This window comes from Streptomyces syringium, from assembly GCF_017876625.1.
GTDB lineage: Bacteria > Actinomycetota > Actinomycetes > Streptomycetales > Streptomycetaceae > Streptomyces > Streptomyces syringius.
The window spans coordinates 7,167,056-7,193,173 of record NZ_JAGIOH010000001.1; the positions used below are offsets into that span (position 1 = coordinate 7,167,056).

5 protein-coding genes (1 of these 5 running past the window's edge) are annotated in these 26,118 nt (G+C 73.6%); 4 read left to right on the plus strand and 1 reads right to left on the minus strand.

Annotation, left to right across the window (positions count from 1 at the left end; genetic code table 11):
* The 4 genes from JO379_RS31010 to JO379_RS31025 form a co-directional block, all read left to right on the plus strand.
* Nucleotides 1–2,113, plus strand: partial view of a type I polyketide synthase gene (locus JO379_RS31010; protein WP_209518048.1) — the end only. Its footprint begins 26,270 nt before the window's first position; 2,113 of the gene's 28,383 nt are visible here — the last part of the coding sequence; its start codon lies beyond the left edge, outside the window; the stop codon is at nucleotides 2,111–2,113.
* 12 nt (nucleotides 2,114–2,125) lie between these two features.
* Complete coding sequence (locus JO379_RS31015; protein WP_209518050.1) at nucleotides 2,126–18,301, plus strand: type I polyketide synthase; 16,176 nt, start codon at nucleotides 2,126–2,128, stop codon at nucleotides 18,299–18,301.
* A 30-nt stretch (nucleotides 18,302–18,331) separates the two neighbouring features.
* A complete protein-coding gene (locus JO379_RS31020) occupies nucleotides 18,332–24,517 on the plus strand; it encodes a type I polyketide synthase (protein WP_443742809.1) in 6,186 nt (2,061 codons plus the stop codon).
* A 98-nt stretch (nucleotides 24,518–24,615) separates the two neighbouring features.
* The gene (locus JO379_RS31025) at nucleotides 24,616–25,803 is read left to right on the plus strand and encodes a cytochrome P450 (protein WP_130880877.1); all 1,188 of its coding nucleotides are present in this window, start codon (nucleotides 24,616–24,618) and stop codon (nucleotides 25,801–25,803) included.
* Nucleotides 25,804–25,902: 99 nt separating this feature from the next.
* Here JO379_RS31025 and JO379_RS31030 read toward each other — a convergent pair whose 3' ends face one another.
* Nucleotides 25,903–26,103, minus strand: coding sequence for a ferredoxin (locus JO379_RS31030; protein ID WP_242626363.1), 201 nt, complete (start codon nucleotides 26,101–26,103; stop codon nucleotides 25,903–25,905).
* Nucleotides 26,104–26,118: the final 15 nt, after the last annotated feature.

Sequence of the window (26,118 nt, forward strand, 5' to 3'; positions counted from 1 at the left end):
CGCCGGCGACCGCGAGTTCTGGGACGCGGTCGAGCGGGAGGACTTCGCCTCCCTGGAGACGGTCCTGAGCGTCGGGGGAGACACCCTCTCCAAGGTGCTCCCGGCACTGCTCGACTGGCGCCGGGCCCGGCAGGAGCAGTCCGTCGTCGACGGCTGGCGGCACCGGATCGTCTGGAAGCCGCTGACCGGGACCCGCGGCGGACGCCCCGCCGGCACCTGGCTCGCCGTGGTCCCCGCCGGACCGGAGGACGACGCCTGGACGACCGAGGCGCTCGCCGCGCTCGGCACCGACGTGGTGCGGCTGGACGTGGCGGACACCGCCGACCGCCCGGCTCTCGCCGGGCAGTTGCGGGATCTCGCCGCGGGCGGCACGCCGTTCGCCGGGGTCGTCTCGCTGCTGGCCCTGCGGGAGACCGCGGAGGGGAGCGCGCCCACCGGGCTCGCCCTCACCACCGCGCTGCTCCAGGCCCTGGGTGACGCCGCGATCGGCGCCCCGCTGTGGTGCGTCACCCGTGGCGCGGTGTCCGTGGGCCGGGCCGAGGCGCTGCGCAGCCCCCTCCAGGCCGCCGTCTGGGGCCTGGGCCGGGTCGCCGCCCTGGAGCACCCGGAGCGCTGGGGCGGACTCGTCGACCTCCCCGAGGTCCTCGACGAGCGCTCGGCCACCGGCTTCGCCGCGGTCCTCGCCGGCTCGGACGGGGAGGACCAGGTGGCCGTACGGCCCGCCGCGGTCTTCGGCCGACGGCTGGTGCAGGCACCCGGCAAGGCGTCCGGCCCGCAGTGGGACCCCAGCGGCACGGTGCTGATCACCGGCGGCACCGGGGCCCTCGGCGGCCACGTCGCCCGCAGGCTGGCCCGCGACGGCGTCCGGCACCTGGTGCTCACCAGCCGCCGCGGCGAGGACGCGCCCGGCGCGCGGGCGCTGAGCGACGAACTCCTCGCCCTGGGCGTCCGCGTCACCGTCGCCGCCTGCGACGTCGCCGACCGCACCGCCCTGGAGGCCGTCCTCGCGGACATCCCGGCCGAGCACCCGCTGACCGGTGTGGTGCACGCGGCCGGCGTCCTCGACGACGGCATCCTCGACCGGCTCACCCCGGACCGCTTCGAAGCGGTCTTCCGCTCCAAGGTCACCTCCGCGTTCCTGCTGGACGAGCTGACCCGCGAGCTGGACCTGTCGGTGTTCGTCCTGTTCTCCTCCGCCTCGGCGGCCGTCGGCAACCCCGGCCAGGCCAACTACGCGGCGGCGAACGCGGTGCTCGACGCACTGGCCGAACACCGCCGGGCCCACGGCTTCCCGGCGACCTCGATCGCCTGGGGCGCCTGGGGCGGCGGCGGCATGGCCGACGGCGCCGCGGCGGACGCGGCGGCCCAGCGCGCCGGCATCGGCGCGATGGACCCGGAGCTGGCCCTGGAGGCCATGCGCCGACTGGTCATGGAGACCGAACCGACGGCGGTCGTCGCCGACGTCGCACCGGAGAGGTTCGCACTGGCCTTCAGCGCCGCCCGCCCGGCGGCACTCCTGCGGGAACTCCCCGGATACCAGGCTGCCATCGCGGCCACCACGCCGCAGGACGGCGGCGGCACGGCCGACGGCGGCCTCCGCGACCGGCTCGCGGGCCTGCCGCACAGCAGGCGCCACGAGGCGGTGCTCGACCTGGTCCGCACCCGGGCCGCCCACGTCCTCGGCCACCCCGACCGGGACGCCGTCGGCGCCGAACGGTCCTTCCGGGACCTCGGAGTCGACTCCCTGGGCGCCGTGGAACTCCGCAACCAGCTCAATGCCGCCAGCGGTCTGGGCTTGTCCGCGACCCTCGTGTTCGACCACCCGACCCCCGCCGCCCTCGCCGAGCACATGCTGCGGCAGCTCGTACCCGACGAGAACGGCCCCACCGACACCACCGACGACGAGGAAGCGGAGATCCGGTCCCTGCTGTCCTCGGTGTCACTCGCCCAGCTGCGCGACATCGGCGTACTGGAGCCCCTGCTGCAACTGGCCGGACGGGGCACCGCAGACCCCGCACCGGAGGACGGGGACGAGGAGTCCATCGACTCCATGGCCCTGGACGACCTGGTCCGTGCCGCCCTCGACAACCAGTCCGACGCGTCGCGCGATTGACGGAGTAGAGACATGAACAGCACCAACGAGAAGGTTGTCGAAGCACTCCGTGCCGCGATGAAGGAAGCCGAGCGGCTGCGGCGGCAGAACCGGCAACTGGTCACCGCCGCCACCGAACCGATCGCCATCGTCAGCATGAGCTGCCGGTACCCCGGCGCGGTGGCCTCGCCCGAGGACCTGTGGCAGCTCGTCGCCTCCGGCACGGACGCCATCTCCGGCTTCCCCACCGACCGCGGCTGGGACCTGGAGGCCCTGCACACCAGCGAGGTCGACGACCGGGGCACCAGCGTCAGCCAGCGCGGCGGCTTCCTCGGCTCCGTCGCCGACTTCGACCCCGGCTTCTTCGGCATCTCCCCCCGTGAGGCGGTCACCATCGACCCCCAGCAGCGCCTGCTGCTGGAGACCGGGTGGGAGGCCTTCGAACGGGCCGGCATCGACGCCCACGGGCTGCGCGGCAGCAAGACCGGCGTGTTCGTCGGCACCAACGGCCAGGACTACGCCTATCTGACCGTCAGGTCGCTGGACGACGCGACCGGCGACGTCGGCACCGGCATCGCCGCGAGCGCCGCCTCCGGCCGGCTCTCCTACGCGCTCGGCCTGGAAGGCCCCGCCGTCACCGTCGACACCGCCTGCTCGTCATCGCTGGTCGCCCTGCACCTGGCCGTGCAGTCGCTGCGCAACGCCGACTGCTCGCTGGCGCTCGTGGGCGGCGTCAACGTGATGTCCACCCCCGGCTCGCTGGTCGAGTTCAGCCGTCAGGGCGGCCTCGCCCGCGACGGCCGCTGCAAGGCGTTCGCCGACTCGGCCGACGGCACCGGCTGGTCCGAGGGCGTCGGCGTGCTGCTCCTGGAGCGGCTCTCCGACGCCCAGCGCAACGGCCACCCCGTGCTCGCCGTGGTGCGCGGCTCCGCCGTCAACCAGGACGGTGCCTCCAACGGCTTCACCGCGCCCAACGGCCCCGCCCAGCAGCGGGTCATCCGGCAGGCCCTGGAGCGCGCCGGGCTGTCCCCGGCGGACGTCGACGCGGTCGAGGCCCACGGCACGGGCACCCCGCTCGGCGACCCCATCGAGGCGCAGAGCCTGCTCGCCACCTACGGGCAGGGCCGCGAACGGCCCCTGCTGCTGGGGACGATCAAGTCGAACATCGGCCACTCCCAGGCCGCGGCCGGCGTCGCCGGTGTCATCAAGATGGTCATGGCGATGCGGCACGGCGTCCTGCCGAAGACGCTGCACGCCGACACCCCCTCCTCGCACGTGGACTGGTCGGCGGGCGACGTCTCGCTGCTGACCGAGGCCCGTGACTGGCCCGAGGCGGACCACCCCCGCCGGGCCGGTGTGTCGTCCTTCGGCGTCAGCGGCACCAACGCGCACGTGATCATCGAGCAGGCGCCGGCGGACACCACCCCCGCGGCGCGGGAGGAGCCCGTCCGACGGCCGGGCGCCGTGCCGTGGGTGCTGTCCGGCCGGACAGCCGAGGCGCTGCGCGACCAGGCGGCCGCCCTGCTCTCCCGCCTGGAGACGGAAACCCGCCCCGCCGCGCTGGACGTGGCGCTGTCCCTCGCCACCTCCAGGGCAGCCTTCGAGCACCGGCTGGCCGTCGTGGCGGACGACGGCGACGGCCTGCGCGCCGCCCTGGCCGCCTGGGCCGCGAACGGCACCGCCCCCGGCGCCGTGGAGGGCCTCGCCGCGGGCCGGGCCAAGTCCGCGGTGCTCTTCTCCGGCCAGGGCTCGCAACGGCTCGGCATGGGCCGCGAACTGTACGGCTCCTTCCCCGTGTTCACCGAGGCGCTGGACGCGGTGCTCGCCGAGCTGGACCCGCTGTTGGACCGCCCCCTGCGGGACGTGATGTGGGGCGACGACGCCGCGGCGCTGGACGAGACCGGTTTCACGCAGCCCGCGCTCTTCGCCATCGAGGTCGCGCTGTACCGCCTGGTCGAGTCGTGGGGCGTCACCCCGGACTTCGTGGCCGGTCACTCCATCGGTGAGATCGCGGCGGCCCATGTGGCGGGGGTGTTCTCGCTGGTGGACGCCTGCCGTCTGGTGGCCGCGCGGGGTCGTTTGATGCAGGCGCTGCCGTCCGGTGGTGCGATGGTGGCGGTGCAGGCGACCGAGGAGGAGGTGCTGCCGCTGCTGACCGACGGAGTGTCGATCGCGGCGGTCAACGGCCCCTCGTCGGTGGTGGTCGCGGGGGAGGAGGCTGCGGTTCTCGGCCTCGCCGGCCGTCTCGCCGCCGACGGTCGTAAGACGTCGCGGCTGTCGGTGTCGCACGCCTTCCACTCGCCGCTCATGGAGCCGATGCTCGACGACTTCCGCACCGTCGTCACCGGCCTGGCCTTCACCGAGCCGGCGATCCCCGTCGTCTCCACCCTCACCGGCGCCCTCGCCGAGATCGGGGAGCTGTGCGCCCCCGAGTACTGGGTGCGCCACGCCCGGGAGGCCGTGCGCTTCGCCGACGGGGTACGGGCCCTCGCCGCCGAAGGCGTGGGCACCTACCTGGAGCTGGGACCGGACGGCGTCCTGTCCGCCATGGCCCAGGAGTCGGCCCCGGCCGGCACCCCGACCGTGCCCGTCCTGCGCAAGGACCGCCCCGAGGAGACCACCGCCGTCACCGCCCTGGCCCGGCTCCACACGGCCGGTGTGCGCGTGGACTGGCAGGCGTTCTTCGCCGGCACCGGCGCCCGCCGGGTGGACCTGCCCACCTACGCCTTCCAGCACGAGCGGTTCTGGCCGCAGGCGTCCATGAGCGCCGGCGACGCCGCCGGGCTCGGCCTGACCCCCGCCAAGCACCCCCTGCTGGGCGCCACGATGGTGATGGCGGGCTCCGACGAACTGGTGCTCACCGGCACCCTGTCGCTGCGCACCCACCCCTGGCTGGGCGACCACGTCGTCAGCGGCATGGTCTTCTTCCCCGGCACCGGCTTCCTGGAGCTCGCGATCCGCGCCGCCGACGAGGTCGGCTGCGCGTCCGTCGAGGACCTCACCATCGTGGCGCCGCTGATCCTGCCCGAGCGCGGCACCACCCAGGTGCAGATCCACGTGGGCGGCGCGGACGAGGACGGCCGCCGGGAGGTGCGCTTCCACTCGCGCCCCGCCGACGCCCCCGACCAGGACTGGTCCCTGCACGCCACCGGCATGCTCGCCAAGGACGAGCGGACGCTGCACTTCGACGGCGCGCAGTGGCCGCCGCACGGCGCCGACACCGTCGACCTCGACGGCCTGTACGAGCGCTACGCCGAGACGGGCCTGGACTACGGCCCGGTCTTCCGGGGCCTGCGCGCGGTCTGGCGACGCGGCGAGGAACTCTTCGCCGAGGTCGCCCTCGACCAGCGGGTCAAGGACGCCGACGCCTTCGGCGTCCACCCCGCCCTGCTCGACGCGGTCCTGCACTCGACCGTCTTCGCCAGCGCCGACGGCGACCAGCGGGGCCTGCTGCCCTTCTCCTGGAGCGGCGTCTCCCTGCACGCCTCCGGCGCCTCCGTGCTGCGGGTCCGGATCACCAGCTGCGGCCCCGACGCCGTCGAACTGATCGCCGTGGACGCCGAGGGCGCTCCCGTCGTCTCGGTGACCTCGCTGACCCTGCGGTCGGCCTCGCCCCAGGCGGCGGCCGCCCACACCCGCCGCGACGAGATGAACTCGCTGTTCCGTCTCGACTGGGTGCCGCAGACCGTGCCGGGGAACACCGACCACACCGGCTGGGCGGTCCTCGGCGACGACACCCTCGCCCTGGCCGACGCCCTGAAGTCCGCCGGCGTCACCGCACTCCACGCCGCCACGCTCACCGAACTGGACCCGACGGCGGACACCGTCGTCGTCCCCGTCACCGGCGACCCCACCTGCGTCCCCGAATCGGCGCACGAACTGACCCACCGCGTGCTGCGTCTCCTCCAGGAGTGGCAGGCCGACGAGCGGTTCGCCAGCTCCCGGCTGCTGATCGTGACCCGGGGTGCCGTCGCGACCGGCGACGAGAGCGTCACCGACGTCGCCGCGGCGCCGGTATGGGGCCTGGTGCGGTCCGCGCAGGCAGAAAACCCCGGCCGCCTCCTCCTGGCCGACCTCGACGACTCGGCGGACTCCGCCGCCCTGCTCCCCGCCCTCCCGGGACTGCTGGAGGCCGACGAGCCGCAGGCCGTAGTCCGCGCCGGCACCCTACGGGTCGGCCGCCTCGCGCGCCTCGCGTCGGCCGGCGCCCTGGTGCCCCCGGCGGGCACCCCGTGGCGGCTGGGCAGCGCCGCCAAGGGCAGCCTCGACGGGCTGGCCCTCATCCCCTGCCCCGAGGTCCTCGCACCGCTGACCGGCCGTCAGGTGCGGGTCGACGTGCGGGCCGCCGGCGTCAACTTCCGTGACGTCCTCAACGCGCTCGGCATGTACCCCGGCGAGGCCGGGCTCTTCGGATCCGAAGCCGCCGGCGTCGTCACCGAAACCGGCCCGGACGTCACCGGACTGCGCCCCGGCGACCACGTCATGGGCATGCTGTTCGGTGGCTTCGGCCCCCTGGGCATCGTCGACGAACGGCTCCTCACGCCCGTCCCCGACGCCTGGTCGTGGGAGACCGCCGCCTCGGTGCCGCTGGTGTTCCTCACCGCCTACTACGCCATGGTCGACCTCGCCGGACTGCGCCCCGGTGAGAAGGTCCTCGTCCACGCCGGCGCGGGCGGCGTGGGCATGGCCACCGTCCAACTGGCCCGCCACCTGGGCGCGGAGGTCTTCGCCACGGCGAGCGAGGGCAAGTGGGACGTCCTGCGCGCGCTGGGCGTGGCCGACGACCACATCGCCTCCTCGCGCACCACCGACTTCGAGCACGCCTTCGCCGCCGTCGCGGGCGACGGCGGTATCGACGTCGTCCTCAACGCCCTGTCCGGTGAGTTCGTGGACGCGTCGCTGCGCCTGCTGGCGCCCGGCGGCCGCTTCCTGGAGATGGGCAAGACCGACATCCGCGACGCCGACACCCTGCCGGGCGTCGACTACCGGTCCTTCGACCTCGGATTCGCCGACCCCGACCGGATCCGGCAGATGCTGACCGAACTGGTCGACCTCTTCGACCGGGGCGCCCTGCGGCCGCTGCCCATGAAGACCTGGGACGTGCGCCGTGCGAAGGACGCGTTCCGCTACATGAGCCTCGCCAAGCACGTCGGCAAGATCGTGCTGACCAATCCCCCCGCCTGGGACCCGGACGGCACGGTGCTGATCACCGGTGGTACCGGTGGTCTCGCGGCCGAGCTGGCCCGCCACTTGGTCACCGAGCGTTCGGTTCGTCATCTGCTGTTGGTCAGTCGTCGTGGTCCGGACGCTCCGGGTGCGGTGGAGCTCCGTGAGGAGCTGACGGCGCACGGCGCCGAGGTCAGCGTTGTCGCGAGCGATATCGCCGACCGTGCTGCCGTGGCGGGTCTGCTGGCCGGGATCCCGGCCGAGCACCCGCTGACGGCCGTGGTGCACACGGCGGGTGTCCTGGACGACGGTGTCATTGCCTCGCTCACCCCCGAGCGACTCGCCGCGGTGCTCCGTCCGAAGGTCGACGCCGCCTGGCACCTCCACGAACTGACCCGCGACCTGGACCTCGCCGCCTTCGTCCTCTACTCCTCCACGGCCGGCGTCATGGGCAGCCCCGGCCAGGGCAACTACGCCGCCGGCAACACCTTCCTCGACGCCCTGGCCCACCACCGGCACAGCCAGGGCCTGCCCGCGACATCCCTCGCGTGGGGCGCGTGGGAGCAGGGCGCGGGCATGACCAGCACCCTCGACGACCGCGACGTACGCCGCATCAGCGGCGGCGGCATGCCACCCCTGCCGGTGGAGCTGGGCCTCGCACTCTTCGACGCCGCCACCACGACCGACGAGGCACTGGTCGTCCCGCTGCCCATCGGCTCCGGCTCCGGCGCGCTGCCCTCGGCGGACGGCCTGCCGGCCGTCCTGCGCGGTCTCGTCACGACCGGCCGCCGCTCGGTGGCGAGCAGCGCCGCCCGCGCGTCCCGCAAGGACCTGGCCCAGCAGCTCGCCGGGCTCGGCGACGAGGAGCGCCTGCGGTTCCTGGTCGACCTCGTCCGCGCCGAGGCCGCCGTCGTCCTCGCCCACCCCTCACCGGAGGCCATCGCCGCCGAACAGGAGTTCCGTCGGCTCGGTTTCGACTCGCTGACCGCGATCGAACTCCGCAACCGGCTGTCGACCACCACCGGCATCGCCCTGTCCGCCACCCTCGTCTTCGACTACCCCACCCCCACAAGGCTCGCGGAGTACCTGCGTGACGAGCTGGTGGGCGCGGACACCGAAGCGACGGGCGGCAGCCCGGCGCCTAAGGCCGCGGCAACGGACGAGCCGATCGCCATCGTCGGCATGAGCTGCCGGTTCCCCGGCGGCGTGGACTCCCCGGAGGCCCTGTGGCACCTCATCGCCTCCGGCGGTGACGCGATCTCGGGATTCCCCGACGACCGCGACTGGGACCAGCACGGCATCGGCGGCGGCGACCTCACCGGCGCGGGCGGCTTCCTGCGCGGAGCGGCCGACTTCGACGCCGGATTCTTCGGCATCTCCCCGCGCGAGGCCCTGGCCATGGACCCGCAGCAGCGCCTGCTGCTGGAGGTGTCGTGGGAGGCCGTCGAGCGCTCCGGCCTCGACCCGGCGGCACTGCGCGGCAGCCGCACCGGCGTCTTCGTCGGCGTGAGCGGCCAGGACTACTCCACGCTCATCATGCGTTCCAAGGACGACGTGGAAGGCCACGCGACCACGGGTCTCGCAGTCAGCGTCGCCTCCGGCCGGCTGTCCTACACCCTCGGCCTCGAAGGCCCGGCCGTGTCGGTCGACACGGCCTGTTCCTCGTCGCTGGTGTCCCTGCACCTCGCCGCGCAGGCCCTGCGCAGCGGCGAGTGCTCACTGGCCCTGGCGGGCGGTGTGACGGTGATGTCCACCGCGATGGGCTTCGCCGGCTTCTCCCGCATGGGCGGGCTGGCCCACGACGGCCGGTGCCGGGCGTTCTCGGACGACGCCAACGGCACCGGCTGGTCCGAGGGCGTCGGCATGCTGGTCGTCGAGCGACTGTCGGACGCGCAAGCCAACGGCCACCGCATTCTCGCGGTGGTGCGCGGCTCGGCCGTCAACCAGGACGGTGCGTCGAACGGTCTGACGGCCCCGAACGGTCCGTCGCAGCAGCGCGTCATCCGCGAGGCCTTGGCCAGCGGCGGTCTGTCCCCGGCCGACGTCGACGCGGTCGAGGCCCACGGCACGGGCACCCCGCTGGGTGACCCGATCGAGGCACAGGCGCTGCTGGCCACCTACGGGCGTGACCGGGACGCCGAGCGTCCGCTGTGGCTGGGCTCGGTGAAGTCGAACCTCGGTCACACGCAGGCCGCGGCCGGTGTCGCGGGCGTCATCAAGATGGTCATGGCGATGCGGCACGGTGTGCTGCCGCGCACCCTGCACGTGAGCGAACCCTCGTCGCACGTGGAGTGGTCGGCGGGCTCGGTGGAACTGCTGAGGGAGCAGACGGCCTGGCCGGAGGGCCGGGTGCGGCGGGCGGGTGTGTCGTCGTTCGGTATCAGTGGGACGAACGCCCACGTCATCGTCGAGCAGGCGCCGCGGACCACGGCACCGGCGACGCGCCCCGAGGTGGTGCCGGGCGTGGTGCCGTGGGTGGTGTCGGCCAAGTCCGAGGCCGCGCTCGACGCGCAGCTGGACCGGATGCGGTCGTTCGCGGCCGACGGCACGAACGACGCCGGCCCGGTGGACGTCGGCTTCTCGCTGGCGACGGCACGCTCGGCGTTCGAACACCGTGCGGTGTTGTTGTCGTCGGCTGACGGTGTGGTCGAGGCGGCGCGTGGGGTGGCGGCGGTCGATCGTCCGCTGGCGGTGCTGTTCTCGGGTCAGGGTGCGCAGCGGCTGGGGATGGGCCGGGAGCTGTACGAGCGTTTCCCGGTGTTTGCGGAGGCGCTGGATGTGGTGCTGGCGGAGCTGGAGCCGCTGGTGGAGGGCTCGCTGCGTGAGGTGATGTGGGGTGATGATGCCGCTCTGCTGAACGAGACGGGTTGGACGCAGCCCGCGTTGTTCGCGGTCGAGGTGGCGTTGTTCCGTCTGGTGCGTTCGTGGGGTGTGAAGCCGGACTTCCTCGCCGGTCATTCGATCGGTGAGGTGACGGCCGCGCATGTGGCCGGTGTGTTCTCGCTGGCGGACGCCTGCCGACTGGTGGCGGCGCGAGGCCGTTTGATGCAGGCGCTGCCTGCGGGCGGTGCGATGGTGGCCGTGCAGGCGACCGAGGCGGAGGTGCTGCCGCTACTGACCGACGAGGTGTCGGTCGCGGCGGTCAACGGCCCTTCGTCCGTGGTGATCGCGGGCGAGGAATCCACGGTGCTGGAGATCGCGGGTCGTCTGGCGGCCGAGGGTCGTAAGACGTCGCGGTTGTCGGTGTCGCATGCGTTCCACTCGCCGCTGATGGAGCCGATGCTGGAGGACTTCCGCGCGGTGGTCGACGGCTTGTCGTTCACTGCTCCGTCGGTGCCGGTGGTCTCGAACCTCACCGGGCAGGTGGCTACCCCCGAGGAGCTGTGCTCGCCCGAGTACTGGGTGCGGCACGTCCGTGAAGCGGTTCGCTTCGCCGACGGGATACGGACCCTGGTCGCTGAGGGTGTCGGGACGTTCCTGGAGCTGGGTCCGGACGGTGTGCTGTCCGCGATGGCCGCCGAGTCGGTGGGCGAGGAGACCGTGACGGTTCCCGTTCTGCGCAAGGACCGTCCGGAGGAGACCGCGGCCGTCACCGCCCTGGCCAGGCTGCACACCCAAGGTGTACCGGTCGACTGGGAGGCGTTCTTCGCCGGGACCGCCGCCCGCCGGGTGGACCTGCCCACCTACGCCTTCCAGCGCGAGCGGTACTGGCCGCGCCTGGCCGACGCCGCCGTCGTCGCGACCGGCACGGACGCCGTGGACGCGGAGTTCTGGGCCGCGGTGGAGCGGGAGGACATCGCGTCCCTCGCGTCGAGCCTGGAGATCGACGGCGATTCGCTCGAAGCCGTGCTGCCCGCCCTGACGTCCTGGCGCACTCGCCGTCGCGTGCAGTCGGCGGTGGACTCCTGGCGCTACCACGAGGCGTGGCGCCCGCTCACGGGCGTGTCCTCGGCCGCGCCGTCCGGGACATGGCTGGTGATCACCCCGGCCGGCACGACCGACGACGCGTGGGTCGATGCGGCCGTCGCCGCGCTCGGCCCGGACGCGGTCCGCCTCCACGTCGACGGCCAGGACCGCGGTCGACTGGCCGAAGAGCTCGCCGAACTGTCCGGGCAGGGAGCGGAGTTCACGGGCGTCGTGTCTCTCCTGGCGCTCGACGGGACGAGCGGGGCCACGGGTGTTCCCGCCGGTCTGATCGGCACCACCGTCCTCATCCAGGCGCTGAACGACGCCCGGATCGCCGCCCCGCTGTGGGCCGTGACGCGGGGAGCGGTGTCCGTGGGCCGCTCCGACGGGCTGCCCAGCCTCGTGCAGTCCGCGGTCTGGGGCCTCGGCCGGGTCGCCGCGCTGGAGTACCCGGGACACTGGGGCGGGCTGGTCGACCTGCCGGAGACGCTCGACGAGCGGTCCGCGCGGCGCTTCGCCGCCGTCCTGGCGGGCGTGGACGGAGAGGACCAGGTCGCGGTCCGGGCCTCGGGCGCCTTCGGCCGCCGGCTGGTGCCCGCGCCGAGCGGGGAGCACGACAAGCGCTGGGAGCCCTCGGGCACCGTGCTGATCACCGGCGGCACCGGTGCGCTGGGCGCGCACGTGGCCCGCTGGCTGGCCCGGCACGGCGCGCGGCATCTGCTGCTGCTCAGCCGCAGCGGTCTGCGGGCGCCCGGCGCACCGGAACTGCGGGACGAACTGACCGCGCTCGGAGCCCAGGTCACCGTCACCGCCTGCGACGCCTCCGACCGGGCCGGCCTCACGGCCGTCCTCGCGGCCGTACCGGAGGAGTTCCCGCTGACCGGAGTGGTGCACGCGTCCGGCACGCTGGACGACGGTGTGCTCGACGGGCTGACCGAGGAGCGGTTCGAGGCGGTGTTCCGCTCCAAGGTCGCTCCGGCGCTCCTGCTGGACGAGCTGACCCGTGAGCTGGACCTGTCGGTGTTCGCCCTGTTCTCCTCGATCGCGGGCGCCGTCGGCAACCCCGGCCAGGCGAACTACGCCGCTGCCAACGTGGTGCTGGACACCCTCGCCGAACGGCGGCGCGCGGCCGGCCTCCCGGCGACGTCGATCGCCTGGGGGGCCTGGGCGGGCGACGGCATGGCCGACCGGGCGGACGTGCGTACGGGCGGTGCCGTCCTGGACCCCGAGTCCGCGATCACGGCACTGTCCCGGGCCGTGGCCGAACCGGCGGCGTCGGTCGTGCTCGCGGACCTGCGACAGCCACGCGTGCTGGAGGCGCTCCTGAGCCTCCGGCCGAGCGCGCTGCTCGACGAGCTGCCCGAGGCGCTCCGGGCGGCGGAGGCCGTGCGCGAGGCCCGCCGGGACAGCGAGTCGGCGGTGTCCGGCCTACGGCAACAGCTGACGAACGCGACCGGTGCCGAGCGCCTGGCCCTGGTGCTTTCGATGGTGCGCACGCGGGCCGCCGCCGTCCTCGGGCACGCCGGTGCCGAGGCGATCAGCGGCGACAAGGCCTTCCGGGACTTCGGCTTCGACTCGTTGACGGCTGTGGAGCTGCGCAACCAGCTCATGGGCGCGACCGGCCTGCCCCTGCCCACCAGCCTCGTCTTCGACTACCCCACCCCCCGTGCCCTCGCCGAACACCTCGTGGCCGAGCTGGTGGACGAGCGGGCGGATTCGGACGCTCCCGTCGCGACCCCCGCCGCGCCCACGGACGACCCGATCGTGATCGTCGGCATGGCGTGCCGCTTCCCCGGCGGGGTGTACTCGCCGCAAGAGCTGTGGGAGCTGCTGGTCGACGGCCGCGACGGCATCGCGGGATTCCCCTCGGACCGTGGCTGGGACCTCGACCTCCTCGCCGGCGGCGGGCAGGGCGCCAGCGCGACCGGCAAGGGCGGCTTCCTCTACGACGCCGCGGAGTTCGACGCGGACTTCTTCGGGATCTCGCCCCGCGAGGCGGTGGCGATGGACCCGCAGCAGCGCCTCCTGCTCGAGGTGTCCTGGGAGGCCTTCGAGCACGTCGGGATCGACCCGGCGACGCTGCGCGGCAGCCGGACCGGCGTCTTCGTCGGTACCAACGGGCAGGACTACGCCAATCTCGTCCTCAAGGCGCGCGACGACGTGGAGGGCCACGCGGGCACCGGGCTCGCGGCCAGTGTCATCTCGGGCAGGCTGTCCTACACGTTCGGCTTCGAGGGTCCCGCGGTGACCGTGGACACGGCGTGCTCGTCGTCGCTGGTGTCCCTGCACTGGGCCGCGCAGGCACTGCGCGGTGGCGAGTGCTCGCTCGCCCTGGCCGGTGGCGTCACCCTGATGGCGACGTCGACGAGCTTCGCCGGCTTCAGCCGCCAGGGCGGCCTGTCCCCGGACGGCCAGGTCAAGGCGTTCTCCGACGACGCGGACGGCACCGCGTGGTCGGAAGGCATCGGCATGCTCGTGGTGGAGCGGCTCTCCGACGCCCGGCGCAACGGCCACCCGGTGCTCGCGGTGGTCCGGGGCTCCGCGGTCAACCAGGACGGTGCGTCGAACGGCCTGACGGCTCCGAACGGTCCGTCGCAGCAGCGGGTGATCCGCCAGGCGCTGGCCGGCGGTGGTCTGTCCCCGGCCGATGTCGACGCGGTGGAAGCGCACGGCACGGGCACGAAGCTGGGTGACCCGATCGAGGCGCAGGCGCTGCTGGCCACCTACGGGCGTGACCGGGACGCGGAGCGTCCGCTGTGGCTGGGTTCGGTGAAGTCGAACCTCGGTCACACGCAGGCCGCGGCCGGTGTCGCGGGCATCATCAAGATGGTCATGGCGATGCGGCACGGCGTGCTGCCGCGCACGCTGCACGTGAGCGAACCCTCGTCGCACGTGGACTGGTCGGCGGGCTCGGTGGAACTGCTGACGGAACAGACGGCCTGGCCGGAGTCGGGCCGTGCGCGTCGCGCCGGTGTCTCGTCGTTCGGCATCAGCGGCACCAACGCGCACGTCGTCCTGGAGCAGGCACCGCTCGCCGAACCCCCGGTGACCCAGGGGCCGGTGGCGGTCCCGGGCGTGGTGCCGTGGGTGGTGTCGGGCCGGACCGAGGCGGCGTTGGACGCTCAGCTGGAGAATCTGCGGTCCTACGCGGCCGACGGCACCACGGCGTCCTCGCTCGACGTCGGGTACTCGCTGGCGGCGGGCCGGTCGGTGTTCGAGCACCGAGCGGTGCTCCTGTCCTCCGGGGACGGCATCGTCGAGGCGGCTCGCGGCGCGCTGGCCGACCGCCGGCCGGCCGTGCTGTTCTCGGGACAGGGTGCGCAGCGACTGGGCATGGGCCGGGAGCTGTACGAACGCTTCCCGGTGTTCGCCGAGGCCTTGGACGCGGTGTTCGCGGAGCTGGACCTGTCGCTGGACCGCCCGTTGCGCGAGGTGATGTGGGGCGAGGACGCCGGCCTGCTGAACGAGACGGGTTACACACAGCCCGCGTTGTTCGCGGTCGAGGTGGCGCTGTTCCGGCTGGTGGCATCGCTGGGAATCACCCCGGAGTACGTGGCCGGTCACTCCATCGGTGAGGTGGCGGCCGCGCATGTGGCGGGCGTCTTCCCGCTGCCGGACGCGTGCCGCCTGGTGGCCGCCCGTTCCCGTCTGATGCAGGCGCTGCCCGCGGGCGGTGCGATGGTGGCCGTGCAGGCGCCCGAGGAGGAGGTGCTGCCGCTACTGACCGACGAGGTGTCGGTCGCGGCGGTCAACGGCCCGTCGTCGGTGGTCGTCTCCGGCGCCGAGGACGCCGTCCTGGAGCTCGCGGCCAAGCTTGCGGCCGAGGGCCGTAAGACGCATCGACTGCCGGTGTCGCACGCCTTCCACTCGCCGCTGATGGAGCCGATGCTGGCGGACTTCCACGCGGTGGTGAGCGGCTTGTCGTTCCACGCACCGTCGGTGCCGGTGGTCTCCAACCTCACCGGCCGGCTCGCCACCTCCGAGGAACTGTGCTCGCCCGAGTACTGGGTGCGCCACGTCCGTGAGACCGTGCGCTTCGCCGAGGGGGTGCGGACCCTGGCCGGTGAAGGCGCGAACGTCCTCCTGGAATTGGGCCCGGACGGAGTGCTCTCGGCGATGGCCGCCGAGAGCGTGCCCGAGGGGACCATGACGGTTCCCGTCCTGCGCAAGGACCGGCCCGAGGAGACCGCTGCCGTCACCGCCCTGGCCCGGCTGCACGTACAGGGCGTCCCGGTCGACTGGACGGCGTACTTCGCCGGGACCGGCGCCCGGCGGGTGGAGCTTCCCACCTACGCCTTCCAGCGCGAGCGCTATTGGCCGCGCGTGTCGGCCGCTGTGGGCGACGTGTCGGGCCTGGGGCTGACGTCCGCCGGGCACCCGATGCTGGGTGCCGCGGTGATCATGGCCGGGTCGGACGAGGTGGTGCTGACCGGCAGGCTGTCGCTCGCCACGCACCCGTGGCTGGCGGACCACCGGGTCGGCGGTGCGGTGTCGCTGCCGGGCGCCGGCTTCGCGGAACTCGCCGTCCGGGCGGGGGACCAGGTCGGCTGCGACCGGGTGGACACCCTCACGCTCCTGGCCCCGCTGACGCTGCCCGAACAGGGCGCCGTGCGGCTCCAGGTGCGGATCGGTACCCCCGATGACGAGGGCAGGCGCCCGCTCGGCGTGTACTCCTGCCCCGAAGGCACGACGGGTGCGCCGTGGACGCGGCACGCCGAAGGCACACTCACCGACGGTGCCGAAGACGCCGCCGCCGGATTCGACGCGACCACCTGGCCGCCCGAGGGCGCCGAGCAGGTGGACCTGGACGGCCACTACGAGGAGTCGGCCGAGGACGGCGTCGCCCACGGCCCGGTGTTCCAGTGCCTGAGCGCGGTATGGCGGCGCGGCACCGACGTGTTCGCCGAGGCCGCGCTGCCCGAGCAGGTCACGGACGCGGCGGCGTTCGCCGTGCATCCGGCGCTGCTCGAAGCCGTGGCCCAGGCCGCCGGTTTCGCGATGCCGGAGGAAACGCAGGGCCGCCTGGTGGCTGCCTCGTTCAGCGGCCTGTCGGTGCACGCCGGAGCCGCGTCGAGCGTCCGGGTGCGTCTGACCGCCACCGGCGCGGACGCGGTGTCCCTCGCCGCGGTCGACATCGAGGGCGCCCCGGTGCTCTCCGCGACGTCCATGGTCCTGCGCCCGGCCCAGGTCGGGGAGACGGCTGCCGCCGCTGCCGAGGGGGTGGCGACGCTTCGCATCGAGTGGCCCGACGCACCGCACACCCACGACCCGGTGGCCGACGGCGGCCGGTGGGCCGTCGTCGGTGCCGACCCGTTCGGCCTCGTCGACGCCCTGGAGTCGGACGGCGAACGGTCCGTGCGGCGGGTGGACTCGTTTGCGCAGCTGTTCGACGGCGAAGGTGCCGTCCCGGGCACGGTCATGGTCCCGGTCGTCTCCGCCGGTGGGACGGAGGCGCTGCCCGCGTCGGTGCGGGCCGTTTCGGCCCGGGTGCTCGCTCTGCTGCAGGAGTGGTCGGCCGACCTGCGGCTGTCCGCCTCGCGGCTGGTGTTCGTGACCCGCGGCGCCGTCGCCGTGGGCGACGGGGACGTGACCGATCCGGCAGCCGCCGCGGTGTGGGGCCTGGTACGGAGCGCCCAGGCGCAGAGCCCCGGCGGCTTCCTGCTCGCCGACCTGGACGACGTGCTCGTACCGTCCCTGGTCCCGGCCCTCCTGGCCCGCGACGAAGACCAGTTGGCGGTGCGGGACAAGGCCGTCCGGGTCGCGCGGCTGGTCCGCGTGCCCCAGGAGGTGGTGCCGGACGCACGGGCCTGGGACCCGGACGGCACGGTCCTCATCGCCGACGGTACGGGCGGCCTGGGGGGAGAGCTGGCCCGCCACCTGGTCGCCGAGAAGGGCGTACGACACCTGTTGCTGGCAGGCCCGAGCGGGCCGCAGACGCCCGGGGCGGCGGAACTGGCGGCGGAGCTGACGGCCGCCGGAGCCACGGTCACCGTCGCCGCCTGCGACCTCGCGGACCGCGCCGACCTGGCCGCGCTGCTCGCGTCGGTCCCCGCGGGGCACCCGCTGACAGCGGTCGTGCACACCGCCGGTGTCCACGACGACGGTGCGCTCGCCTCGCTGACCCCCGAGCGACTGGCCGAAGCGCTCCGGCCGAAGGCGGACGCGGCGTGGCACCTGCACGAGGCGACGCGCGAGATGGACCTGTCGGCGTTCGTCCTGTGCTCCTCCGTCTCGGGCGTGCTGGGCAGCCCGGAGCGGGCCGGCTCCTCCGCGGCCGACGCGTTCCTGGACGCCCTGGCCCAGTACCGCAGGAACCTGGGCCTCGCGGGAACGTCCGTGGCGTGGGGCCCCTGGGCTCGAGGCAGCGGCACGTCACCTGCCCTGCCCGCGGACACGGAGCGGACGGACCGTTTCGGAATGCCGCCGCTGACGCTCGAACAGGGCCTGGCGCTCTTCGGGACGGCATGCGATCTGGACGAGCCTCTGGTGGTCTCCCTAGGGCTGACGGCTGAGGGGACCGCTCGATCGGCCGGTGAGATACCGTCGATCCTCCGAGGGCTGGTACGAACCCGTCGCCGCACCGCGGCATCCGCAGGACGGTCGGCCGGCCTGCTCCAGCGCTTGGAAGGGGTGCGCGAGAACGAGCGGGCACAACTGCTGACGGAGCTGGTGCGGACCGAGGTCGCCGCCGTGCTGGGACACCCCGCACCGGACACGATCGTGGCCGACCAGGAGTTCCGTCGGCTGGGCTTCGACTCCCTGACGGCGGTGGAGCTGCGCGACCGGCTGAACACCGCGACGGGGTTGAAGCTGCCCACCACTTTGGTGTTCGACCACCCCACTCCGCTGGCTGTCTCCGAGTACCTCGCGACGGCCCTGCTGGGCGACTCCACCCCGGCCACCGCACTGTCCCCGCTGGCCGAACTCGACCGGCTCGAAGCGGCACTGTCGGCGGGCGACCCCGACGAGGTCACGAAGTCCGGAGTCGCGGTACGGCTACGGCAGTTGCTGGCCCGGCTGACGGAAACCGGCACGGAGACCGGGGGACTCGCGGTGACGGAACGCATCGAGGCGGCGAGTACCGACGAGGTGTTCGCCTTCATTGACAACGAGCTCGGCCGGATGAATGACCGCTGAGCCCCGGTCGATTTTTACAAGGAAGGTTCCCTGAGGATGCCGGACGACAAGAAACTCGTCGACTACCTGAAGTGGGTCACCGCCGATCTCCACGAGACCCGGCAGCGCCTGCGGGAGGTCGAATCCGGCCGGCACGAGCCGGTGGCGATCGTGGGAATGGCCTGCCGGCTGCCTGGCGAAGTCCGCTCCCCGGAGGAACTGTGGGATCTGGTCGCCTCCGGTGGCGACGCGATCAGCGGCTTCCCGACCGACCGCGGCTGGGACCTGGATGTGCTGGCCGCCGACGGACAGGGCGGCAGCGCGACGCTCGAGAGCGGATTCCTGCACGACCTCGCGGACTTCGACCCGGGGTTCTTCGGGATCTCGCCGCGCGAGGCGGTGGCGATGGACCCCCAGCAGCGCCTGCTGCTGGAGGTGTCCTGGGAGGCGATGGAACGCGCGGGAATCGACCCGGTCTCGCTGCGGGGCACCAGGACCGGTGTCTTCGTGGGCACCAGCGACCAGGACTACGTCCACCTGGTGCTGGCATCGCAGGACGACATGGGCGGCTACGCCGGTACCGGTCTGGCGGCGAGCGTCCTGTCGGGCAGGCTGTCCTTCACCCTCGGGCTCGAAGGACCCGCGGTGACCGTGGACACGGCCTGCTCCTCGTCGCTGGTCTCGCTGCACCTCGCGGCGCAGGCGCTGCGCAACGGTGAGTGCTCGCTGGCACTTGCCGGTGGCGCGACGGTGATGGCGACCTCCGCGAACTTCGCCGGCTTCAGCCAGCAGGGCGGCCTCGCACCCGACGGGCGCTGCAAGTCCTTCTCCGACGCCGCGAACGGCACGGCCTGGTCGGAAGGGGCCGGCATGCTGCTGGTGGAGCGGCTCTCCGACGCCCGGCGCAACGGCCACCCGGTCCTCGCGGTGCTGCGCGGCAGCGCCGTGAACCAGGACGGCGCGTCGAACGGTCTGACGGCTCCGAACGGCCCCTCCCAGCAGCGGGTGATCCGCCAGGCCCTGGCCAGCGGCGGGCTGTCCCCGGCCGACGTGGACGCGGTCGAGGCCCACGGCACGGGCACCACACTGGGTGACCCGATCGAGGCGCAGGCACTCCTGACCACCTACGGCCAGGACCGGGAGCGTCCGCTGCTGCTGGGCTCGCTGAAGTCGAACATCGGCCACACGCAGGCCGCCGCCGGCGTCGCCGGTGTGATCAAGACGGTCATGGCGATACGGCACGGGGTGCTGCCCCGCAGTCTGCACCTGGACACGCCGTCCTCGCACGTGGACTGGGACGCCGGTGCGGTGGAGCTGCTGACGGACAGCAGGGAGTGGCCGGAGACGGGCCGTGCGCGACGTGCCGGTGTGTCGTCGTTCGGCATCAGCGGCACGAACGCGCACGTGATCCTCGAGCAGGCCCCGCCGGCCGAGGACACCGGAATCGACGGCGCCCTGCAGCCCGGTGTGGTGCCGTGGACCCTGTCGGGCAAGTCCCCCGAGGCGCTGCGCGGGCAGGCGGACCGGCTGCTGTCGTGGCTCGAAGCGCACCCCGGGGCACGGCCCGCGGACATCGGCTTCTCGCTCGCGACGGGCCGGACGGCCTTCGAGCACCGGGCCGTCGTACCGGCCGCCGGCCTCGCGGAGGCGGTGGACGCCGTGACGGCACTGGCCGCCGGTGAGCCGACGGCCGCGGTGGTCCACGGCGTGGTCTCGGGTGGGAAGCTCGCGTTCCTGTTCTCCGGGCAGGGCAGCCAGCGGATCGGCATGGGCCGGGAGCTCTACGAGCGCTTCCCCGTCTTCGCCGAGGCCTTGGACGCCGTTCTCGCCCGGCTGGACCCGGCGCTGGAGCGACCGCTGCGGGAGGTGATGTGGGCCGACGACCCGGAGCCGCTGAACCGGACCGGCTTCACCCAGCCCGCCCTGTTCGCGGTCGAGGTGGCGCTGTTCCGGCTGCTGGAATCGTGGGGCGTCACCCCCGACTTCGTGGCGGGCCACTCCATCGGCGAGGTCGTGGCCGCCCACGTGGCGGGGGTGTTCTCGCTGGAGGACGCCTGCCGGCTGGTGGCGGCCCGCGCGGGGCTGATGCAGGCGCTGCCGGCGGGCGGGGCAATGGTGGCACTGCAGGCCTCCGAGGAGGAGGTCCTGCCGCTGCTGACCGAGAAGCTGTCGATCGCCGCGGTCAACGGCCCCTCGTCCGTGGTGATCTCCGGCGACGAGGACGCGGCACTGGAGGTCGCGGCCCGGCTGTCGGCCCAGGGCCGCAAGACGTCCCGGCTGTCGATCAGCATCGCGTCCCACTCACCGCTGATGGACGCGGTGCTGGACGACTTCCGCACCGTCGTGCGGGGCCTGTCGCCCAAGGCACCGGCCATTCCCGTGGTCTCCCACCTCACCGGCGACGTGGCGGTGGCCGAGGAGCTGTGCTCGGCCGACTACTGGGTGCGGCACGTACGCGAGGCGGTGCGTTTCGCCGACGGCACGCGGACGCTCCTCAAGCAGGGCGTGACCACCTTCGTCGAACTGGGCCCGGACGCCGTGCTGTCGGCCCTGGCCCAGGAGACGCTGGCGGACGAGGCGGTGGCCGTCGTACCCGTGCTGCGTAGGAACCGCCCCGAGGAACTCACGACCGTCACCGCCCTGGCCGAGCTGCACGCCGGCGGTGTCACGGTGGACTGGGACGCGTTCTTCCGGGGCACGGACGTCCGTCGCGTGGACCTGCCGACGTACGCGTTCCAGCGCGAGCGGTTCTGGCCGACGGTCTCGGCGCGTGGCGGTGACGCCGCGGGGCTCGGGCTGATACCCGCCGAGCATCCGCTGCTGGGCGCGGCGATGTCCGTGGCGGGCTCCGACGAGCTGGTCCTGACCGGCACGCTGTCGGTGGCCACGCACCCCTGGCTGGCCGACCACCGGGTCATGGGCCGGATCACCCTGCCCGGGACGGCGTTCGTCGAACTGGCCGTCCGGGCCGGGGACCAGGCGGGCTGCGACCGGGTGGCGGAGCTGACCCTGGACGCCCCGCTGGTCCTCGCCGAGCGGGGCGCGGTCTCGGTCCAGGTCCGCGTCGGCGGGGCGGACGGGCCCGGCCGGCGTGCGGTCACCGTCCACTCCCGGCCCACGGACGCCGTGGACGGGGACTGGACATCGCACGCCCACGGTGTGCTCGTCGCCTCCGAGCCGACGGGCGGGACCGAGGGGGCCGACGGGTTCGAGGACGGTGTGTGGCCCCCCACGGGGGCGCAGCCGGTCGACCTCGCCGACCTGTATCCGCGACTCGACCGGGCCGGACTGGCCTACGGACCGGTGTTCCAGGGGCTGCGGGCCGCCTGGCGCCGTGACGGGGAGTGGTTCGCGGAAGTGACGCTTCCTCGCGAGGCGGCGTCCACCGGGGCGTTCGCGATGCACCCGGCGCTGCTGGACGGTGTCGTCCGGGCCGCCGGCCTGCTGGCCGCCGGTGACACCGACGGTGGGGTCGTGGCCGGCGCGTGGGGCGGGCTCACCCTGCACGCCTCCGGTGCCTCGGCGCTTCGCGTCAGACTGACCGCCACCGACGGGGACTCCCTGTCGTTCACCGCCGTCGACACCTCGGGTGCCCCGGTGATCTCGGCGGAGTCGCTGACGTTGCGTCCGCTGACCGGCGACCAGCGGGTGGCGGTCACGGCGACCGGCGGCCAGGCGTCGCTGTTCGGTGTCGAGTGGGCCGAGGTCCCGGCGGGTGCCGCGGCCGCGGCGGGCACGCGCTGGGCCGTCGTCGGTGCCGATGAACTCGACCTCGCCTACGCGATGCACCGGGCCGACGAGTCCATCACCGGGTACGGGGACACCCTGACCGGGGCGGTCGGCGACAACGGCGTCGCACCGGACGTCTTCCTGGTGCCCGTCGTGAGTGACGCGGCGGACGCCGGGCCCGCGTCGGTGCGCGCGTTGACGACCTGGGTGCTGGGTCTGCTGCAGGAATGGCTGGCGGACGAGCGGCTGGCGAACTCGCGGCTCGTGTTCGTGACCCGGGGCGCCATCGCCCTCGACGGCGAGGACGTCCAGGACCTGGCCGCGGCCGCGGTATGGGGCCTGGTGCGCTCCGCCCAGACCGAGAACCCCGGCAGCTTCCTGCTGGTGGACCTGGACGACGCGTTCGTCTCGGCCGCGGAGCTGCCCGGCCTGATCACCCTGGACGAGCAGCAACTGGTGGTGCGTGCGAACACGGTCCGCGCGGCCCGCATGACACGGTTGCCCGGGAACCCGGCAGGGCCGGTGGACGCCGGCGGGCCGTGGTCCGGTCACGGGACGGTGCTGATCACCGGTGGTACGGGTGGCCTCGGCAGCGGCCTGGCACGTCACCTGGCGGCCGAACACGGGGTGAAGCGACTGCTGTTGGCCAGCCGTCGCGGCGAAGCGGCGCCGGGCGTCGCGGAACTGCGGGCGGAGCTGGCTGCCCTGGGCGCCGAGGTCTCGGTCGCCGCGTGCGACGTGGCCGACCGGGACGCGGTGTCCGCGCTGGTGGCGGCCGTACCGGCCGAGCATCCGCTCACGGCCGTGGTGCACACCGCCGGTGTCCTGGACGACGCGATGCTGGGGTCGTTGACGCCCGAGCTGATGGAGCGGGTGCTGCGGCCGAAGGTGGACGCGGCCTGGCACCTGCACGAGGCGACGCGCGGACTGGATCTCTCGGCGTTCGTGCTGTACTCGTCCGTCTCCGGTGTGCTGGGCGCCCCGGGACAGGGCAACTACGCCGCGGCCAACGCGTTCCTGGACGCACTGGTCCGGCACCGCAGGGGGCTGGGCCTGCCCGGCACCTCGCTGGCCTGGGGCCCCTGGGCCGAGGGCAGTGGAATGACCGGCTCCCTGGACACATCGGACATGGAGCGGATGTCCCGGTCCGGTATGCCGCCGCTGTCCATGGAACAGGGCCTGGCCCTGTTCGACGCCGCGATCGGCCGGGCGGAAACGCCCGTCGTCCCGGCCCGTGTCAACATCGCGGGACTCCAGGTGCAGCAGGCGCTGCCGGCCCTGTGGCGGGACCTGGTCCCGGCCGCGCGCCGGACGGCCACGGCGGGGGACAGGTCCGCCGTCACCCTGCGGGAGCGGCTGCGCGGGCTCGAAACCGCGGCGCAGGCGAGCCTCTTCATGGAGGTGGTGACGGGGTACGCCGCCGGTCTGCTCGGCCACCGGGACGCGAGCGCGATCAACCCCGAGCGCCGCTTCCTCGAACTCGGTTTCGACTCCCTGGCCTCCGTCGGACTCCGCAACCAGCTCGCCGACGTGCTCGGCATGCGACTGCCGTCCTCGGTGGTGTTCGACAACGAGACGCCCGTCAAGCTCGCCGCGTGGCTGCACACCGAGTTCGTGAACCAACACGACCCGAAGGCCGCGCCCACGGCGGCCGGTGGCGTGCGAACGGCCCATCACGCGGACGACACGGTGGAAGGACTGTTCTTCAACGCGGCGAAGGCCGGCAAACTGGTCGAGGCCATGCGCCTGCTGAGGGCGGTCGCCAACACCCGGCCCACCTTCGAGAGCCCGGCCGAGCTGGAGGAGCTGTCCGCTCCGGTCACCCTGGCCGAGGGACCGAGCAGCCCCCGCCTGGTCTTCGTCAGCGCACCGGGAGCCACCGGGGGCGTGCACCAGTACGCCCGCATCGCGGCGCACTTCCGGGGCAAGCGGCATGTCTCCGCGCTCCCGCTCATGGGATTCGCTCCGGGCGAACCGTTGCCCGCCACCAGTGAGGCCGCGGGCAGGATCGTCGCGGAGAGTGTCCTGCACGCCAGTGACGGCGAACCGTTCGTCCTGATCGGCCACTCCTCCGGCGGCTCGCTCGCCTACCAGGCCGCGGGTGTGCTGGAGGAGACGTGGGGGGTCCGCCCCGAGGCGGTCGTCCTGCTGGACACCCCGAGCGTGCGCTACGAGCAGGGCGAAGGAAACGACCTCGACCGGACCATGCGCTTCTACCTGGCCGACGTCGACTCCCCGTCGGTCAACCTCAACAGTGCGCGGATGTCCGCCATGGCCCACTGGTTCATGGCCATGACCAGCATCGAAGCGCCCCCCACCACCGCTCCGAAGCTCCTGGTCAAGTGCACGCTGCCCTGCAACGGCCTCATCTTCGACACCTCCTCGGTGCCCGTGGACGAGGTGCGCACGATCGAGGCCGACCACCTGTCGCTCGCCAAGGAGCACTCGGCACTGACGGCGCGGGCGATCGAGGAGTGGGTCCGGGCCCTGCCGGCCGCCGGCGCGTGACCCCACCCGGTCACCGGGACCCCGTACGTGGGGTGGCCGCCCCGGAAACCGGGGCGGCCACCCCACGCTCCCTCGCCCAACCGCCAGAAGGAGGCTCCATGACCACGTCCTACGAACTGCCCGAGATCACCGCCGACCCGCCCGCCGTACTGAGACTGAGCCCGCTGCTCCGCGGCCTCCAGGCCCGAAGCCCGGTCTGCCGGGTCAAGACCCCCGCCGGCGACGAGGCATGGCTCGTGACCCGGCACGCCGAGCTCAAGCAACTCCTGCTCGACGAGCGTCTCGGCCGCTCGCACCCCGACCCGGCCAACGCCCCGCGGTACGTCAGGAACCCGTTCCTGGACATGCTGATCACCGACGCCGACCCCGAGAGCGCGCGCAAGCTGCACGCCGAGACCCGCACGCTGCTCACACCGAACTTCTCCGCCAAGCGCGTCCGCGACCTGAAGCCCCGTGTGGAGGCCATCGCGGAGGGTGTGCTGGAGGGGTTCGTCGCCCAGGGGCCGCCGGCCGATCTGCACGGGCAGCTGTCCCTGCCGTACTCCCTGATGGTGCTCTGCGAACTCATCGGTGTGCCGCCCGAGGACCGGGCGCGCCTGGTGGAGCTGCTGTCCGGCATGGCCGGCGTGGACGACCCACAGCGGGTCGTGGAGGGCCAGCGGGCCCTCTTCGCCTACCTGGTCGAGCTGGCGGGCCGTAAACAGGCGGCCCCCGGCGACGACGTGATGTCCCGGCTGTGCGAGACCGGGGCCCCGGCCGAGAAGGTCGGCCCCATGGCCGCGGGGCTGCTGTTCGCCGGGCTGGACGCCGTCGCGAGCCACGTCGACCTCGGCGTGGTGCTGCTCGCCACCAATCCCGAGGCGCGGCAGGCCGCGCTGGGGGACCCGCGCGTCATGGCCGCCGCCGTCGAGGAGATCCTGCGGACGGCCAAGGCCGGCGGTTCGGTGCTGCCGCGGTACGCCAGCGCCGACGTCGAGATCGGCGAGGTGACCATCGAGGCGGGCGACCTCGTCCTGCTCGACTTCACCCTCCCCAACTTCGACGAGCAGGTCTTCGACGAGCCGGAGCGCTTCGACATCACCCGCTCGCCCAACCCACATCTGACGTTCGGCCACGGCATGTGGCACTGCGTCGGCGCCCCGCTGGCCCGGCTGGAGCTGCGGACGATGTACACCCTGCTCTTCACCCGGCTGCCCGGGCTGCGGCTCGGCCTGCCGGTGGAGGACCTCCAGGTGCTGGGCGGCCGCCTCTCGGGCGGTCTCACCGAACTGCCCATGCGGTGGTGACGGCCCCGCCCGGGATGTGAACGGGGCGTGAAACGGGCCCCGCCCCCACCATCAGGTGGGGGCGGGGCCTGTTTCCGTGCCACCGGTACGTACGGCGGCTCAGTCCTCGTGCACGGTGATCGCCTGGGACGGGCAGATCCTGCCCGCCAGCCGCACGTCCTCCGCCACCGGCTCACCCGGCTCCCCGTCGAGGACCATGACGATCCCGTCGTCGTCCTGGTCGAAGACCTCCGGCGCCGACAGCACGCACTGCCCGGCTCCGATACAGCTGTCGATGTCCACGCTGATACGAACCATCATTTTCCTCCATCGGCG

What these genes read in the sequence shown, in the direction of transcription:
- JO379_RS31015 (WP_209518050.1), top strand. Translation starts at nt 2,126, where the DNA reads ATGAACAGCACCAACGAGAAGGTTGTCGAAGCACTCCGTGCCGCGATG.
- JO379_RS31025 (WP_130880877.1), top strand. Translation starts at nt 24,616, where the DNA reads ATGACCACGTCCTACGAACTGCCCGAGATCACCGCCGACCCGCCCGCC.
- JO379_RS31030 (WP_242626363.1), bottom strand. Translation starts at nt 26,103, where the DNA reads ATGATGGTTCGTATCAGCGTGGACATCGACAGCTGTATCGGAGCCGGG.